This is a genomic window from Cytobacillus kochii (genome assembly GCF_020171845.1).
In the GTDB taxonomy this organism is placed as follows: domain Bacteria; phylum Bacillota; class Bacilli; order Bacillales; family Cytobacillaceae; genus Cytobacillus; species Cytobacillus kochii.
Genome location: NZ_JAIVAM010000014.1, coordinates 52,636 through 67,869, shown reverse-complemented (window position 1 = coordinate 67,869; position 15,234 = coordinate 52,636). Strand labels below are relative to the sequence as shown.

Sequence of the window (15,234 nt, the reverse complement as noted above, 5' to 3'; positions counted from 1 at the left end):
TAAAAAATTCTGATAAAATTTAATTATTTTATTCTCTATTTAGATAAGAAGCTAAATATTCCTTCCAATGTTTTTTATCATATCTCTTCCACTGATCAGCTGTTTGTAGTATTGGATCTCCGGAATAAAAACGTTCATATAGTTCGTGACGGGAACCAAAAGGAGAACCAATTAAGTCCCAAGCCAATTTAAATAATTTTGTTCTCTCTAAAGCAGAGGTGTTCTTTCCATGAAAATATTTTTGTAACAATGTGCCTATTGAACTGTCAAAGTCGTTTACTGATGATGGAATTTGAATAAATCCACCTGAACCAATTAATTGAATAATCTCAATAGCACGCGGATAATATTTCGTTCCCAATATTCTTGCTGTTTGGATATAATCAAATTCTGGTATGTATACATTATTCAAATACTTTCCATTCTGCTCAGCAGCGATAATCATAGCTGAAATAGTTCTTAACTGAATTATTAATTCACCAAGCTTTTCCTGTACATGTAGAAAACCTTCAGCACCTATTGTCTCAGCTATCTCATTAGCAATAGCTGCAACAAAGTCAAGCTTTGTATATAACCTAATAATTGATTGATGATAAGCTAGGCTATTAGAAATTAGATCGACTTTAATTTCTGCTATTGCTTTCGTATTTTCATGTAATAAGACTCTTTCCCAAGGAACAAAAACATTATCAAAAATAAGCACTGTATCCATCTCATCAAATTTAGAACTAAGTGGGTAATCTTCTTCCTTTTCTTTATCAGCAGAGAATGGTTCTCTACAAACCATATGAAGACCTGGAGAGTCTGCAGCAACAATCAACATATGCGCCAAGGATTTATTTTCTTCTTTGATTGTAGATAATGGGTAAATAATTAAGTCATGTGAATAAGGAGCAGCTGTACCAATCATTTTTGCACCACTAACGAACACCCCTTCATCTGTTTTTTTGGTGATACTCAATAAACCTAATTTCTCTTTGTCCCCTATACTCTTAATAGATCGGTCAATTTGTAGATCTCTTTGTACAACGGAAATAAATCGGTTTTCTTTTCTAGCTTTATGAAAATAGGAGGATATTTTTTCAGGGAATTCTTGGTCATATTGTCTGTAAAACTCGCGATTCGCATACCAACCTGTTAATCTTGAACGAGCGTAATCCGAAAGTCTGCTCATCATACCATCAGTCTCTTTTGTCCATAATTGAAATGTTTTTCTTCTTTCAATCAAATCATCTTTACTACGAGGAATAAGAAACGATTTATGAATCCAACACTGATATTCTTTGTCAAAATAACCAATCTCTTTTTGTTCCTGGTCATTTTCTAGCATATAGAATAAAGATTCTATTGTTTGAAGTGTTCCTACAAAATGTGGATCTTGTGTAATATCCACCTGTCTTCCATTTAGCCATACGCTTCTACCATCCTTCAGACTATTTTTAAACATATCATCTTTCCCTTCATTGGCTATTGTAAAAACTGAGTGATGAGCATACATATGAAACTAATAACTTAGGACAATTTCGGATTAAACATCATATGAATCATCTCCTAGGAAACAAAAAAGGAACCTTAGGTTCTGCATTGAACTGTATAATGAAAAAATGTTGCTATCAGATGTTAATACACGATATTAAGTAGATCTCCTTTTATAATTGATACATTTCCTATTGGAATAGCCATGTATGTACAATGTTTTTTTTAAAACTGATAAATGATAAACAAGAAGGTTTCAACCTGATTATCCATATATATTACACTCTAATTCTTCTAGTTTTTTATATACGGAAATAAAATCATCATAAGTTAATTAAAAAGATTGTACAGTAATTTCTATATCAGAACTTTTTCCATTTTCATTTTTAAAATATTCTTTTTGATAAATTCATTTACGTTACTTATAATAACAAAATCAACTAATTTTTAGGAGTACCCTAGGTCATCATAAAATTACCATGTGTTGAAAGGAAATTTATTTTTCACTTGGGTTTTTAATAAATACCTTTTAAGAATTTTTTATAATTTACAGCACATCAAAAGACACCTCTTCACTAAGGAGGAATGCCATATAAATATATCTCTAAAATAAATTTATCCTTGGCTTAAATTTACAAATTCGGATTATGCAAAGTCAAAATATGATAATAGTAACATTAAATTAAATACAGAAGGGAGGCTATAGGCTTATACGTCTATATCTATAATTTTTTAAAAATATTGTAAATTATTATAATTTTCACTTCTTATCTCTTGTACTTTTCTAAAACTCTTCTCTTATTCAACTTGTTTTGGTAAAACCACTATCATTTATATTGTCAAACTCAATTTTATATAAATTTTTCTCAATCTTAGTGCTAACAATGTTGTGTTTAAAAATGATGAGGCATGATCAACCTCATATTCAGATTCAACTTTTGTATATCTCTTTTATTTCAAGTTTGGTATCTTCACCAACATCTTCTCTCATACTTATCTCATATGCACATTCTCCATATAGTCTACCCAATAATTTCTTAATATTTTGTATTCGTAATAAATAGAAATCCTATCTAATAGCCTATTGGTTCATATAGGTAAACATCCTTTCAAAAAAGTATATTATATTAGATTATACCCAAAAACCAAATATAGGTAAATAATTACGACTAAAATTGTTGATTCTTCTAATTTATCGTTGCTAGAGAAAATAGAGAACAGCTTTGTTCTTTCAACTATTTCTTCTCTATCCTTTACATCTATGGACTGCATAGTCAAGCGAAAAATTTCTTATTTCAACCAATAATATGTTGTAAGGACACATCTTGCTCTAATATAAGCAATCTTCTACTTACTTCCGATAGATATTACTTATCAAATGTTATCATAATAATCACCACTAGTGTGAACTGGTGTTTGTTCTGAGGCTGAAGGCCTCTCTTATCAGCCTAGCCTAAAAGGTTCTCTGATAAGGTCTCCCTTTTCACCACATTCATACACAATGTTAAAGAATTTCTTACTTCTTTCTATTTCTCATCCAATTCCACCATGGAACCATTCTATTCTTTAATTTATAAATCTCCTTGAATTGGAAGATTTCATAGCCATCAAACTTTAGATTGGCATTTAAATAATAGATAATTGCGTCTAAATCATACTCTGACATGTCAATTAAGTTTATTAGAACAAATGGTTGTTCAAACACTTTTATCAAGTCGTTTGTGCGATTTAATTTTCGGATATTGCCTTCTGTATAAGGTCTAAAAGAAAAGCCTTGACCATACACATTATAAAATCTCATAAAAGATCGAACCAATTCTGATTCTGAATCGGTAAAATGCTAAATCATGGATTTCCCCAAATAATACCAGATAGTAATCGCACTAAATTCACATACTCCCAAATAATTATTTCCATACTTAAAAATTGGGGTGTGAATTCTATAAAATTTTCGACCAAAATTTATACATCACCTATATATTAACTATTAACGCATTGTGAATTTTATAGTGAAATAAAGCGTTTTGCTTAGATATTTTCTTTTTTTCACCTTTGAAGTAAACCCGTTATTCTTTATTCTTAGTGGATTTTTTCTATTTGTTTGGAAAAAATATTGGGGAGGTGATTAGATGGAATTCTATTTTGAGATTATAAAACAATCCTATAGTGTTCTTAAGGTAGATTATCGGCAAGACGAAGGAGAAAAGTACTTTGTATATGGATATCAGCGAGATGAGGAAGAATGGGATTTTGATAATGGAGACCTTTTAATGGTACTAGATGAAAAGAAACAGATAGAGGAGCTTAAGAGGAACTTTACTGTTTTCTATAAAAATCAATGGCTTTGAAACACTTGCTTTAAACATAAAAAAGTAGAAACTTTAAAAGAAGAAGGAAGCAAACACTGGGTATGGAGAGCCTGGGGAGGTTTACCAAATAATTTAATGAAAAAATTACAAAATAAGATCCTTGTAGGAATTATTGATTTATCATGGAAAAATGTTAAAAATCTTGAGGGTAATTCTTCATCTTGTTTTATAGATTTTAATATTTGTAATAGTTGCATGAGTGCTGATGAATTTGACAAATGGTATTCGAATATAATCAACAAGCTTGAACTGTGGGAGCATGAATCTAAAAGGTAATGAAACAGTGTTAGAGGGCTACATTGTACACAACATTGAAATAGTTGAAACTGATATGAAATTGATTGATACACAAGTCAAGGTGAAGTGATATATTGGCTGAAGATAAAAAAGGTATGGCCTGTATTCTAGAGTTAAAAGTTAGAACAATTGATAAAAATTTAATTTGGTAGTCTGCTTATTATCAATCACAAATAGAAGAAGACGTAAGAGTAATTACCATAGCACCTTCCTATGATGAAGTAATTAGTAAAGCATTGATGAATATTAGAAATATTGAGATGAAAATATTTATTCTAGATGACAAAGGGCTACTTAAGATTGAAAGTTTTGAGCCAAATCTAACAGTTAAACCATCTGAAGATAAAACAATTCTACTAGCTAATGATGAGCAGGATAAAGCAATTTAATCCAAATAACATCACTCTGCTTGATTAGTTTAATAGAGCATAATCAATATATTAACTTGAGGATATTTTTGTTCCTGCTTTGTTCCTTTTTGGGGTCAAAATGTTCCTTTGTCATCCTAAATGTTCCTATTTTGCGTTCATTTTTGCATGCGTGCAAGTATTATTCGATAAGTAAACGCATTCAAAATTGGATTTTAATTATATCGTTTTTGCATGTATGCAAGTGAATTGGTCCTGTTTGTTCCTTTTTAATCCTGAATGTTCCTCGAATGTCCCTGGAGTCACAGGATAAATAGGAACAGCTAAATCCTTTCGTACCAAGGGGTCACGCAATTATGTTCCTTTGTTCCTCTTTTTTATAATGAAAGACTATATAAAAAAATATTATATATACGCATGTTACGCATATAAAGTTTTCTCGAAAAAACCAGGAACGGAGGAACATTTTCGAGTTTGAGGCATTACTAAAAAGGAAAAGATTTCCTAAAATGACCGCTGTTTTGTTCTGTGACTAAGTTAAAATTTAATATAAAATATCCCAAGTGACTTCAATTATTGTTCGGAAATCTTTAAGTAGTAGTTGAATATTAGTAGTCTCCCTTCCTAAGATTTTTAGAGGAATTTCTCATTAGAAAAAAGCCCACTATCTCCCAACAGTTTGTTAGATAATGGACTAGATCTTTCTATTCTGTCTGATTATAACCGAACAAATACTTTTCTTATCCTTCGATGCGTTAGCCTTCATTGAGCCATAGTTTCCTTGTATACAAATCGCCTGCCAGCGATTCGCGATATTTAGTTAGAAATAAATTTACTTAGTAAAGTAAATGTGTGATAATATTGCTAATTAGATTAAAAAAGGAGGGATTTTTATTGGATGCCAAAGAATTCGGAGCCAAACTCAAAGAGATTCGGAAAAAGAAGAAATTAACATTACTCGATTTAAAAGAACGAACAGGCTACTCAGATTCATATTTATCTCAAATCGAGAATGGCTATAAAGATTTACCTAAACCCGCACTAATAAGAAAGCTTTCTGTAGGGTTAGACATTTCACATGCATATTTGATGAAATTAGCAGGCTACTCTGAGTCGTATCTTGATGTTGATAATGGTCTTAATAGATATGAGGGTAATAAGCCTGTTAAGAGTGGAAAATCTCTAAATATAATGAGAACTATAGATGTAAACCTTCCTTGTACTGAAGAAGTAATAACAGAAAACAAAGAGCAAGTTACTAAAGAATTATCAGATGAAGAATTAAAAAGAAGATTATTTGACCTTCATGATCTTCTTAATATGGAGATTGACTTGTACTATAAGAACGAATCTTTAACAGACGAAAAACGCAATAAAGTTAGAACCATACTTGACTTAGTTTTTTAATAACACTTCCCTTTCCTGTATAGAGCCTGCCAGCGTATTGGAAAGGAGCAATTATGGCAAACATTAAAAAGTACAGAAAGAAAGACGGTACCACTGCTTATATGTTTAATGCCTATCTCGGTATGGACCCCCTCACTGGAAAAAAGAAACGAACCACACGACGGGGCTTCAAAACAAAAAAAGAAGGAAATATTGCGCTATCAAAATTATTGGTGGAAGTCGATGAGCTTGGGCTCCGCCATAATGAACAGATTACTTTCCAGGAAGTTTTTGAGGAATGGTTTAAGCAACATCGTACAGAAGTAAAACCAACTACGGTGTATGCGCTTGAGAGTAAATTCAGGAGGATTCTCCCGTTATTCGGTCCTTACAAAATGAAAGACATATCCTGCTCGCGTTGTCAAAAAGCTATCAACACGTGGGCCCAAGAGCTTAAAACTTTCAATGATTATAAGGTACAAGCAAATCAGGTCTTCCGATATGCCATGAAAATGGACATTATTAAGCGTAATCCGATGGATTATGTCACGCTACCGAAACTAAAACATGAGATGGAATATAACGCTGAGATAGAAAAGAAGAAATATTATTACACGCGAGAAGAACTCAGAAGCTTCCTAGAGGCGATTCAGGAGGACAACATGGCTTTACTATGTTTTGGCTTCTCGCCTATACAGGAGCGCGGAAGGGGGAACTGTACGCACTTCATTGGTCTGACGTGGACTTCCACCATAAGACGATCAGCTTGAAAAAGACTTTGATTCACACTAGTGGTAAAAAGCAGCTTCAGACATCGAAAACAAAGGCATCTCGGCGTGTCGTCAGCGTTGACGATGAAAAACGCTGGCGATCTTAAAAAAATGGCGCGGCAAGCAAATACAGCGCTATTTGAAGTTAGAAGTTGCCGCACCTTTTCAATCCGATGATAAGCAACCCATCTTTACAGTCTATAATCAGTTAAAACATGAAATGGGTTATTGTCGATTGGCCACAAATAAATGTTCAAACTTTCCGGCACACACATGCCAGTTTGTTGTTTGCTGCTGGTGCTCCCATCAAAGATGTACAAACTCGGCTCGGACATACAGACATTCAAACCACGATGGATATACACTCATGTGACCGATGAAGCGAAGGAGAAAACAGCCGAGATGTTCCAACAGTACATGAAATTATAGCTTGGGATATTCAAAGGGTATTCAATTCCAAATTTGGACATAAAAAACCCTCCTCGCTCCAAAAGAGCAAAGAGGGTAGACATTGATATACCAAGTATATTAACGTTTTGAGAACTGAGGTGCACGACGAGCGCCTTTAAGACCGTATTTTTTACGTTCTTTCATACGAGCGTCACGTGTTAATAGTCCAGCGCGTTTTAGTGTTGGACGGTATTCTGGATCAGCTAGAAGTAACGCACGAGCGATACCGTGGCGGATTGCGCCAGCTTGACCAGTGTATCCACCACCTTTAACATTTACAAGAATGTCGTAGCTTCCTACTGTTTCAGTAGCTACTAGTGGTTGTTTAACAACTTCACATAAAGCTGCAAACGGGATATATTCATTGATTTCACGACCATTGATAACGATTTTACCGTCGCCAGGGACTAAACGTACGCGAGCTACTGAGCTCTTACGGCGACCAGTACCAGTATATTGAACCTGTGCCAAGTTAATAACCTCCCCTAATTAATTATCCACGAAGTTCGTAAACTTCTGGTTGTTGTGCTTGGTGCGCATGTTCGCTACCAGCGTAAACATGTAATTTTTTAAACATTTGACGACCAAGAGAGTTCTTTGGAAGCATGCCTTTAATAGCAAGCTCTAACATGCTCTCAGGGTAGTTTGTACGCATTTCATTAGCAGTTCTAGTTTTTAAACCACCAGGGTGCATGCTGTGGCGGTAGTAAATTTTATCAGTAAGCTTCTTACCAGTTAATTCGATCTTAGAAGCGTTCAAGATAATTACATGATCACCAGTATCCACATGTGGTGTATAAGTTGGTTTATGTTTACCACGTAGAATTGATGCTACTTCACTAGCAAGACGTCCAAGAGTTTTGCCTTCAGCATCAACTACGTACCATTTACGTTCGATATTGTTTGCATTCGCCATAAACGTTGTACGCATCGGTTTTCCCTCCTAAATTAAATCCATTATAATCATTTTTGGTTTCATATATTCTTACACAATAAGATTCCGGGGCTTATCGTGGTTTTAATAATAATACCATATGCTATAATATAACTTTACCAGCTGATTGTCAAGTCGATGTTACACCTGGATTAGTTGTTTTAAGAATTTTTTCTCGCAAATCCAGCAAATGACGCTTTTTACTTATCATTAGCAAAATTTTCATCGTAATAGACTTGCCATAAATACAGGCCATGACCAGGTGCCGTTTTCCCAGCAAAGATACGGTTTTTCTTCGCTAAAATCTTCTCTATTTCATGTGGCTCTCGCTCGCCCTTACCAACCTCAAGTAAGGTCCCCATTAAGATGCGAATCATATTATAAAGAAACCCGTTACCAACAAAACGGAACAGTAGCTCATCATCATGTTCCTCAATATAAATCCCATAAATGTTCCGCACGCGATCTTCCACTTCAGATCTTGCTGAACAAAAGCTTGTAAAGTCATGTTCTCCTAATAAATACGGGATGGCTTCGCGCATACGTTCCACATCTATTGGAAAGGAATACTGATAAGCATAATGCCGTAAAAAAGGGTTGCTTTTCTTCGTGCGTATTAATCGGTAGCGATACTCCTTACCTATGGCATGATATCGCGCATGGAAGTCCTCTGCTACATAGGCCGCTTCCTCTACTACAACATCATTCGGCAGAATAGAATTCAATGCAGCTGGCCACCGCTCCTCAGGCAACTGCAAAGGACTATCGAAGTGAATTACTTGACCCACCGCATGAACACCTGCGTCCGTGCGGCCAGAAGCAACAACTTTCACTTCACTGCCCTTATGCAACTTCGTAAGTGCTGTTTCTAGCTCCCTCTGGACAGTCCGTTTATTCGGTTGTACTTGATAGCCCGCAAAGCCTGTGCCATCGTAAGCGATAATACATTTGATTCTCATGATTTGTCCTCTTTATGTTCTAAATATAATTAACAATATCGTTAAAGCCAAAAGCAATAACAACATCAATGTATCAATTCCGCTCCACACAAGCTTACGATACCTTGTCCGTCCATCGCCTCCACGATAACCACGTGCCTCCATTGCTGTGGCAAGCTCCTCTGCTCGTTTAAATGAACTCACAAACAGCGGAATCAGTAGTGGAATAATCGCCATCACACGGTCTTTTACAGGGCCTGAGGAGAACTCCACGCCTCTTGCTGATTGTGCCTTCATAATTTTATCTGTTTCCTCCATGAGCGTCGGAATAAACCTTAAGGCGATAGACATCATTAGGGCGAGCTCATGCACCGGAAACTTCAACTTCTTAAGTGGGCCTAACAAACTCTCTAAACCGTCTGTAATCGCAATAGGGGCTGTTGTTAACGTTAGGATCGATGTGATTAAGATTAATAGGAAAAAGCGTAAAGAGATAAAAATCCCTTGTCTCAGGCCTTCCTCGTAAACTTTAAACCATCCTAATTCAAAAATAATCGGTCCTTCTCTTGTTAAAAAGATATGCATCAAGAACGTAAAAATAATCAAAATGAAGACGAGTTTTAAGCCACCAAATACAAAGCGCATCGGCACTTTCGACATCGCTAGCATTAATAAGGTATAGACAACAAGGGCACCATACGTAATCGCATTATTAGCGATGAAAACAACACATACGAATAAAAGAACGATAATGAGTTTGGAGCGCGGGTCCATTCGGTGAATCACTGAATCAGCTGGAACATAGCGTCCAAAAATCATTTTTTCCATCATTAGGCTTCACCTCTCTTTAAAAAGCGAGGCATTTCTTGACTGATTTCCTCTATTGTTAAGCATGTTTTAGCAAACTTATAGCCGAATGTTTTCTCTAGCTTTTGCTGGAACTTCACAACCTCTGGTACGTCTAAGCCCATTTTTATCAATTGCTCTGGGTCAGAGAAAATATCGAGTGGTGTACCCACTTTATAGACTTCACCTTTATGCATAATAGCAATCTTATCTGCATAGCGTGAGGCATCCTCCATACTATGCGTTACAAGAATCGTAGATAAATTCCGCTCTTTATGAAGCTGATAAAACATATCCATAATTTCTTTGCGCCCACGAGGATCTAGGCCAGCTGTTGGTTCATCAAGCACAATGACATCAGGATGCATCGCTAATACACCAGCAATGGCTACTCGGCGCATTTGTCCACCAGAAAGGTCGAACGGTGATTTTTGTAAAATCGACTCATCTAAGCCCACTTGTTTAATTGCTTCATGTGCTCGCCTTTTTGCTTCTCCTTCATTCACACCGAAATTCATCGGACCAAAACAAATATCTTTCTCTACAGTTTCCTCAAATAGTTGATGCTCAGGAAATTGAAACACAATCGCTACTTTTTGGCGTATCGCTTTTAAGCCTTTCTGTTTCTTTTCAGAAGTAATCGTTCTCTCACCAATAACAACTTCGCCCGCTGTAGGTTTCAGTAATGCATTTAAATGTTGTAGGACGGTCGATTTCCCAGAACCAGTATGTCCTATTAAAGCGAGAAATGTGCCAGATGGAATATCTATAGACACATCTTGAATCGCTAATCTTTCAAACGGCGTATTGACCTGATAGCGATATTCTACATTTTTAAGTGAGATGTCCATAATTCTTCCACCAATTCTTCTTCAGATAAATGATGCTTAGATACTGGGATATTTAAGCCTTTTAACATTTTGCTCATTTTCACAGGGAATGGAATATCGAGTCCTAACGAAATCAACTCTTCATCTAATTGAAAAATATCTTCCGGACTACCTTCCCGATAAAGCTGTCCTTTATTCATCACAATCATGCGATCAGCCTTTGCTGCTTCTTCTAAATCATGCGTGATGGAAATAACAGTCATTTCTTGCGATGCTTTTAACTGTCTAATCGTCTCTAACACCTCTTCACGACCACGCGGGTCTAACATAGAGGTCGCTTCGTCCAAGACAATGATATTCGGCCTAAGCGCTAGAACCCCTGCAATGGCCACACGCTGCTTTTGGCCACCTGATAAATGGTGCGGCTCTTGATCAAGAAACTGTTCCATTTTCACACTCTCCAGCGCGTTATGGACACGCTTAATCATTTCCTCTCTCTCGATGCCGTGATTTTCTAAACCAAAAGCCACATCATCCTGTACAGTCGTACCAACAAACTGGTTATCGGGATTTTGAAAAACCATCCCAATTTTATCTCGTATGTCCCAAACCGTTTCTTCTGATAGCAGCAAACCATCTACCGTAATACTGCCTTCCTTCGGGAAATTTAAGCCATTTAAAAGCTTAGCCATCGTTGACTTGCCTGATCCATTATGACCAACAATCGCCAACCATTCCCCTTCATATATATCAAACGTCACATCTTTCAACGCATAATCCGCATTCTCATCATATTTAAAAGAAAGATTCCTTATCTGCACGAGGGAATTCTTCATACTCATCTACTCCTCTCCAACCTCTGCTGCTCTCAACTCTACTAAAAACAAACCTAAAAATCTAACGTCTAAATTTTATTAGAAAACTGGGCGATTGGCAAGCCTTTAAGGCGACGACAGGGGACCTAGTTGCTCTTATACTTCGTTCTTACTTTTGACTCACTTCATCGCTATTCTTCAATGCTATCAATAGGTCACGGCTCTGAAGTGATAGAAAACCAATTCTTAATCGTACTAATATCACTGGCTTGCATTCAGAATGGTTCATGCGTTTAATGATTCTTTATGCACAAGTCTTGCTTCTTTACTAGTTTTAGCGCAATTCCAATGTTTACACGCAATTCCTTGATTTTCTTTGCCACCTTTTGCGCGTTTCCATCGTTTACGCGCAGTTCTTTGTCTTTCTTTACTACTTTTTGCGCGCTTTCACCCTTTACGCGCAATTCCTTAGCTTTCTTTACTACTTTTTGCGCGTTTCCACCTTTTACGCGCAGTTCTTTGTCTTTCTTTACTACTTTTTGCGTGTTTCCACCCTTTACGCGCAATTCCTTAGCTTTCTTTACTACTTTTTTGCGCGTTTCCATCGTTTACGCGCAGTTCCTTAGCTTTCTTTACTACTTTTTGCGTGTTTCCATCGTTTACGCGCAGTTCTTTGTCTTTCTTTACTACTTTTTGCGCGCTTTCACCCTTTACGCGCAATTCCTTAGCTTTCTTTACTACTTTTTGCGCGCTTTCACCGTTTACGCGCAAATCCTTAGCTTTCTTTGCTACCTTTTGCGCGATTCCACCTTTTACGCTCAATACTTTGCCTTTCTTTCCTACCTTTTACGCGCTTTCAACCTTTGCATGCAGTTCTTCACTTTACCCCATATCTTTTACGCGTTTTCACGTATATAAGTAATTCTTCTTTTTTCCCTTACCTGTATGACGCACCGACCATACATACCCACGTACTCTGCCACTAATTATGCTATTGAATAAGGAGTTACAAAAATTCTATTAACTAAAACTTAGGGGCAAAACAAACATTTCTCTTTATATAATAAAAAAGCCGCCACTATTGATGGCGAGCTACTATGTATATGGAGTTCTATCCTATCTGCAACTATCTCCATAACAAAGGCTCGATAATAATTGCCTTGGCAATGGTTGTTTTTAAAAAAGCCTGCATCCTCATCCTAGTAATACAGGCATTCCTGTATGGACGAGTAAAGAAAATGGATGAAGATGCAAAGAGCTAGACGTAACACCTCAATATTACGGATGTCCATCGTAACACTCAAAATGGTTTTGCTCATTGGCTTTAGGGGTATCCCTATTTAAAGAAAGAGGGCATTGAATAAGTTCCAATGAAACCATTCAGGCGCCCTCAATCTGCACATGAATCCCAAAGGTTAGGTTATCCTAATCTAAGAAGATACGTTTATTATACTAATTCGATGATTACCATTGGTGCTGCGTCGCCACGACGAGGACCGATTTTCATAATACGAGTGTAACCACCTTGACGCTCTTCATAACGAGGAGCAATATCACTGAACAATTTTTGAACAGCATCTTGGTTTTTCTCAGCATCAGCTACTTCATGACGAACATATGCAGCTGCTTGGCGACGAGCGTGAAGATCTCCACGTTTACCAAGAGTGATCAATTTTTCAACTACTGAACGAAGTTCTTTAGCACGAGCTTCAGTTGTTTCAATACGCTCATTGATGATTAAATCTGTTGATAAGTCACGTAGCATCGCTTTACGTTGAGCGCTAGTGCGTCCTAACTTTCTGTATCCCATGAAAGTTTCCCTCCTTTGTTGAAGTCATTAAAGGCTAGATTTCAAAAGACAATCAGTCGTCTTTACGCAAACCTAATCCAAGCTCTTCTAGTTTATGTTTTACTTCCTCTAGAGACTTCCTACCTAAGTTACGTACTTTCATCATATCTTCTTCAGTTTTATTAGCTAACTCCTGAACAGTGTTAATGCCTGCACGTTTTAAGCAGTTGTATGAACGAACAGATAAATCTAGTTCTTCAATTGTCATTTCAAGGACTTTTTCTTTTTGGTCTTCTTCTTTTTCAACCATAATTTCAGCATTTTGAGCTTCATCAGTTAAACCAACAAAGATATTCAAATGCTCAGTTAAGATCTTCGCTCCAAGTGCAACTGCATCTTGAGGGCCAGTACTTCCGTCAGTCCAAACATCAAAAGTCAATTTATCAAAATTACTCAATTGACCAACACGAGTATTCTCAACTTGATATTGTACGCGTGAAACTGGCGTATAAATAGAATCAATAGGAATTACACCGATTGGTTGATCTTCTTTTTTGTTTTGAACAGCTGGTGTATAACCACGACCACGTTTAGCAGTTAGACGCATATGCAAATGACCATTTGAACCAAGAGTAGCAATATGAAGATCCGGATTAAGAATCTCTACATCACTATCATGTGTTACATCTGCAGCAGTAACTACACCTTCGCTTTGAACGTCAATTTCTAATGTTTTTTCTTCATCAGAATAGATTTTCAATGCGAGCTTTTTAATGTTTAAAATGATAGATGTTACATCTTCTACGACGCCTTCAATTGTTGAGAACTCATGAAGTACCCCATCAATTTGGATCGAAGTGACAGCGGCACCTGGGAGTGAGGATAATAGGATACGACGTAAGGAGTTACCCAAAGTTGTTCCATATCCACGCTCAAGTGGTTCTACGACGAACTTACCATACTTAGCATCATCGCTGATCTCAACCGTTTCGATTTTTGGTTTTTCTATTTCGATCATCAAAATACACCCTCCTTCAAAACGTCGAAACCCCGGTTTATTAACCGAAATTCCCCCATGTATACGTTCCCGTTTTGTGCACAACAACTGGAATAATAAATACTGTATAATTCATTTACTTTGTATCATATCCCATTATAGACAGGGATTCAAAAGTTTATACAGATTAATTATACACGGCGGCGTTTTGGTGGACGACATCCGTTATGTGGTACTGGAGTAACGTCTCTGATAGCAGTAACTTCTAGACCAGCAGCTTGTAATGCACGAATAGCAGCTTCACGACCTGCACCAGGTCCTTTAACTGTTACTTCTAAAGTTTTCATACCATGTTCCATAGATGCTTTCGCAGCTGTTTCAGCAGCCATTTGCGCAGCGAAAGGAGTCGATTTACGAGAACCTCTGAATCCTAGCGCACCAGCACTTGACCAAGAAAGAGCATTACCATGAGAATCAGTGATAGTTACGATTGTATTATTGAATGTTGAACGAATATGTGCAATTCCGCTTTCAATATTCTTTTTGACACGACGTTTACGTGTATTAGTTTTACGAGCCATTTTAAGAACCCTCCTTTACCGATTATTTCTTTTTGTTCGCTACAGTCTTACGAGGACCTTTACGTGTACGAGCATTGTTTTTAGTATTTTGTCCGCGAACAGGTAAGCCACGACGGTGACGAAGACCGCGGTAGGATCCGATTTCCATTAGACGTTTGATGTTAAGTGATACTTCACGACGAAGGTCACCTTCAACTTTTAATGAATCGATTTGCTCACGAATTTTGTTTAATTCATCTTCAGTAAGATCGCGTACACGAGTATTCTCGTTTACACCAGCTTCTGCTAGAACTTTTTGAGCAGTTGTTTTACCAATACCATAGATATAAGTTAATGAGATTACTACACGTTTTTCACGTGGTACATCTACACCTGCAATACGTGCCAC

The 15,234-nt window shown here is 36.7% G+C and carries 18 protein-coding genes; 4 read left to right on the top strand and 14 right to left on the bottom strand.

Annotation, left to right across the window (positions count from 1 at the left end):
- Window positions 1-28: 28 nt before the first annotated feature.
- Window positions 29-1,447, bottom strand: coding sequence for a 4-hydroxyphenylacetate 3-hydroxylase family protein (locus tag LCM23_RS21335; RefSeq protein ID WP_224938684.1), 1,419 nt, complete (start codon window positions 1,445-1,447; stop codon window positions 29-31).
- Between the two features lie 1,545 nt (window positions 1,448-2,992).
- Window positions 2,993-3,277, bottom strand: a complete 285-nt coding sequence (locus LCM23_RS21330; RefSeq protein ID WP_224938683.1) for a hypothetical protein — start codon at window positions 3,275-3,277, stop codon at window positions 2,993-2,995.
- A 328-nt stretch (window positions 3,278-3,605) separates the two neighbouring features.
- Between LCM23_RS21330 and LCM23_RS21325 the strand changes: the two genes are divergently transcribed.
- From LCM23_RS21325 to LCM23_RS26110, 4 genes are all read left to right on the top strand, one after another.
- The gene (locus LCM23_RS21325; protein WP_224938682.1) at window positions 3,606-3,824 is read left to right on the top strand and encodes a hypothetical protein; all 219 of its coding nucleotides are present in this window, start codon (window positions 3,606-3,608) and stop codon (window positions 3,822-3,824) included.
- A gap of 1,580 nt (window positions 3,825-5,404) precedes the next feature.
- Window positions 5,405-5,917: a helix-turn-helix domain-containing protein gene (locus LCM23_RS21320; RefSeq protein WP_224938681.1), complete on the top strand. Its 513-nt coding sequence runs from the start codon at window positions 5,405-5,407 to the stop codon at window positions 5,915-5,917.
- A gap of 53 nt (window positions 5,918-5,970) precedes the next feature.
- The gene (locus tag LCM23_RS26120; protein ID WP_318247547.1) at window positions 5,971-6,666 is read left to right on the top strand and encodes a tyrosine-type recombinase/integrase; all 696 of its coding nucleotides are present in this window, start codon (window positions 5,971-5,973) and stop codon (window positions 6,664-6,666) included.
- Window positions 6,667-6,881: 215 nt separating this feature from the next.
- The gene (locus LCM23_RS26110; RefSeq protein WP_318247545.1) at window positions 6,882-7,046 is read left to right on the top strand and encodes a tyrosine-type recombinase/integrase; all 165 of its coding nucleotides are present in this window, start codon (window positions 6,882-6,884) and stop codon (window positions 7,044-7,046) included.
- A 148-nt stretch (window positions 7,047-7,194) separates the two neighbouring features.
- Here the strand turns inward: LCM23_RS26110 and rpsI are convergent, their stop codons facing one another.
- The 12 genes from rpsI to rpsM form a co-directional block, all read right to left on the bottom strand.
- A complete protein-coding gene (rpsI, locus tag LCM23_RS21310; protein ID WP_224938680.1) occupies window positions 7,195-7,587 on the bottom strand; it encodes a 30S ribosomal protein S9 in 393 nt (130 codons plus the stop codon).
- Between the two features lie 22 nt (window positions 7,588-7,609).
- Entirely contained in the window at window positions 7,610-8,047 is a 438-nt protein-coding gene (gene rplM, locus LCM23_RS21305; RefSeq protein WP_095371192.1) for a 50S ribosomal protein L13, read from the bottom strand.
- Window positions 8,048-8,250: 203 nt separating this feature from the next.
- On the bottom strand, window positions 8,251-9,012 hold the full coding sequence (gene truA, locus LCM23_RS21300; RefSeq protein WP_224938753.1) for a tRNA pseudouridine(38-40) synthase TruA: 762 nt from the start codon (window positions 9,010-9,012) through the stop codon (window positions 8,251-8,253).
- A gap of 9 nt (window positions 9,013-9,021) precedes the next feature.
- The gene (locus LCM23_RS21295) at window positions 9,022-9,819 is read right to left on the bottom strand and encodes an energy-coupling factor transporter transmembrane component T family protein (protein ID WP_095371194.1); all 798 of its coding nucleotides are present in this window, start codon (window positions 9,817-9,819) and stop codon (window positions 9,022-9,024) included.
- The gene (locus LCM23_RS21290) at window positions 9,819-10,685 is read right to left on the bottom strand and encodes an energy-coupling factor ABC transporter ATP-binding protein (RefSeq protein ID WP_224938679.1); all 867 of its coding nucleotides are present in this window, start codon (window positions 10,683-10,685) and stop codon (window positions 9,819-9,821) included. Before LCM23_RS21290 ends, LCM23_RS21295 begins: the two co-directional genes overlap by 1 nt.
- A complete protein-coding gene (locus LCM23_RS21285) occupies window positions 10,661-11,500 on the bottom strand; it encodes an energy-coupling factor ABC transporter ATP-binding protein (RefSeq protein ID WP_224938752.1) in 840 nt (279 codons plus the stop codon). The genes LCM23_RS21290 and LCM23_RS21285 overlap by 25 nt, the downstream gene beginning before the upstream one ends.
- 272 nt (window positions 11,501-11,772) lie before the next feature.
- The gene (locus LCM23_RS21280) at window positions 11,773-12,084 is read right to left on the bottom strand and encodes a hypothetical protein (protein ID WP_224938678.1); all 312 of its coding nucleotides are present in this window, start codon (window positions 12,082-12,084) and stop codon (window positions 11,773-11,775) included.
- Complete coding sequence (locus LCM23_RS21275) at window positions 12,050-12,301, bottom strand: hypothetical protein (RefSeq protein WP_224938677.1); 252 nt, start codon at window positions 12,299-12,301, stop codon at window positions 12,050-12,052. The genes LCM23_RS21280 and LCM23_RS21275 overlap by 35 nt, the downstream gene beginning before the upstream one ends.
- A 625-nt stretch (window positions 12,302-12,926) precedes the next feature.
- A complete protein-coding gene (gene rplQ / locus LCM23_RS21270; protein ID WP_095371198.1) occupies window positions 12,927-13,289 on the bottom strand; it encodes a 50S ribosomal protein L17 in 363 nt (120 codons plus the stop codon).
- Window positions 13,290-13,341: 52 nt separating this feature from the next.
- Complete coding sequence (locus tag LCM23_RS21265; RefSeq protein ID WP_095371199.1) at window positions 13,342-14,286, bottom strand: DNA-directed RNA polymerase subunit alpha; 945 nt, start codon at window positions 14,284-14,286, stop codon at window positions 13,342-13,344.
- Window positions 14,287-14,456: 170 nt separating this feature from the next.
- On the bottom strand, window positions 14,457-14,846 hold the full coding sequence (rpsK, locus tag LCM23_RS21260; RefSeq protein ID WP_095371200.1) for a 30S ribosomal protein S11: 390 nt from the start codon (window positions 14,844-14,846) through the stop codon (window positions 14,457-14,459).
- 22 nt (window positions 14,847-14,868) lie between these two features.
- Window positions 14,869-15,234 carry a 30S ribosomal protein S13 gene (gene rpsM / locus LCM23_RS21255; protein ID WP_095371201.1) on the bottom strand — a complete coding sequence of 122 codons (366 nt, stop codon included), beginning with the start codon at window positions 15,232-15,234 and terminating at the stop codon, window positions 14,869-14,871.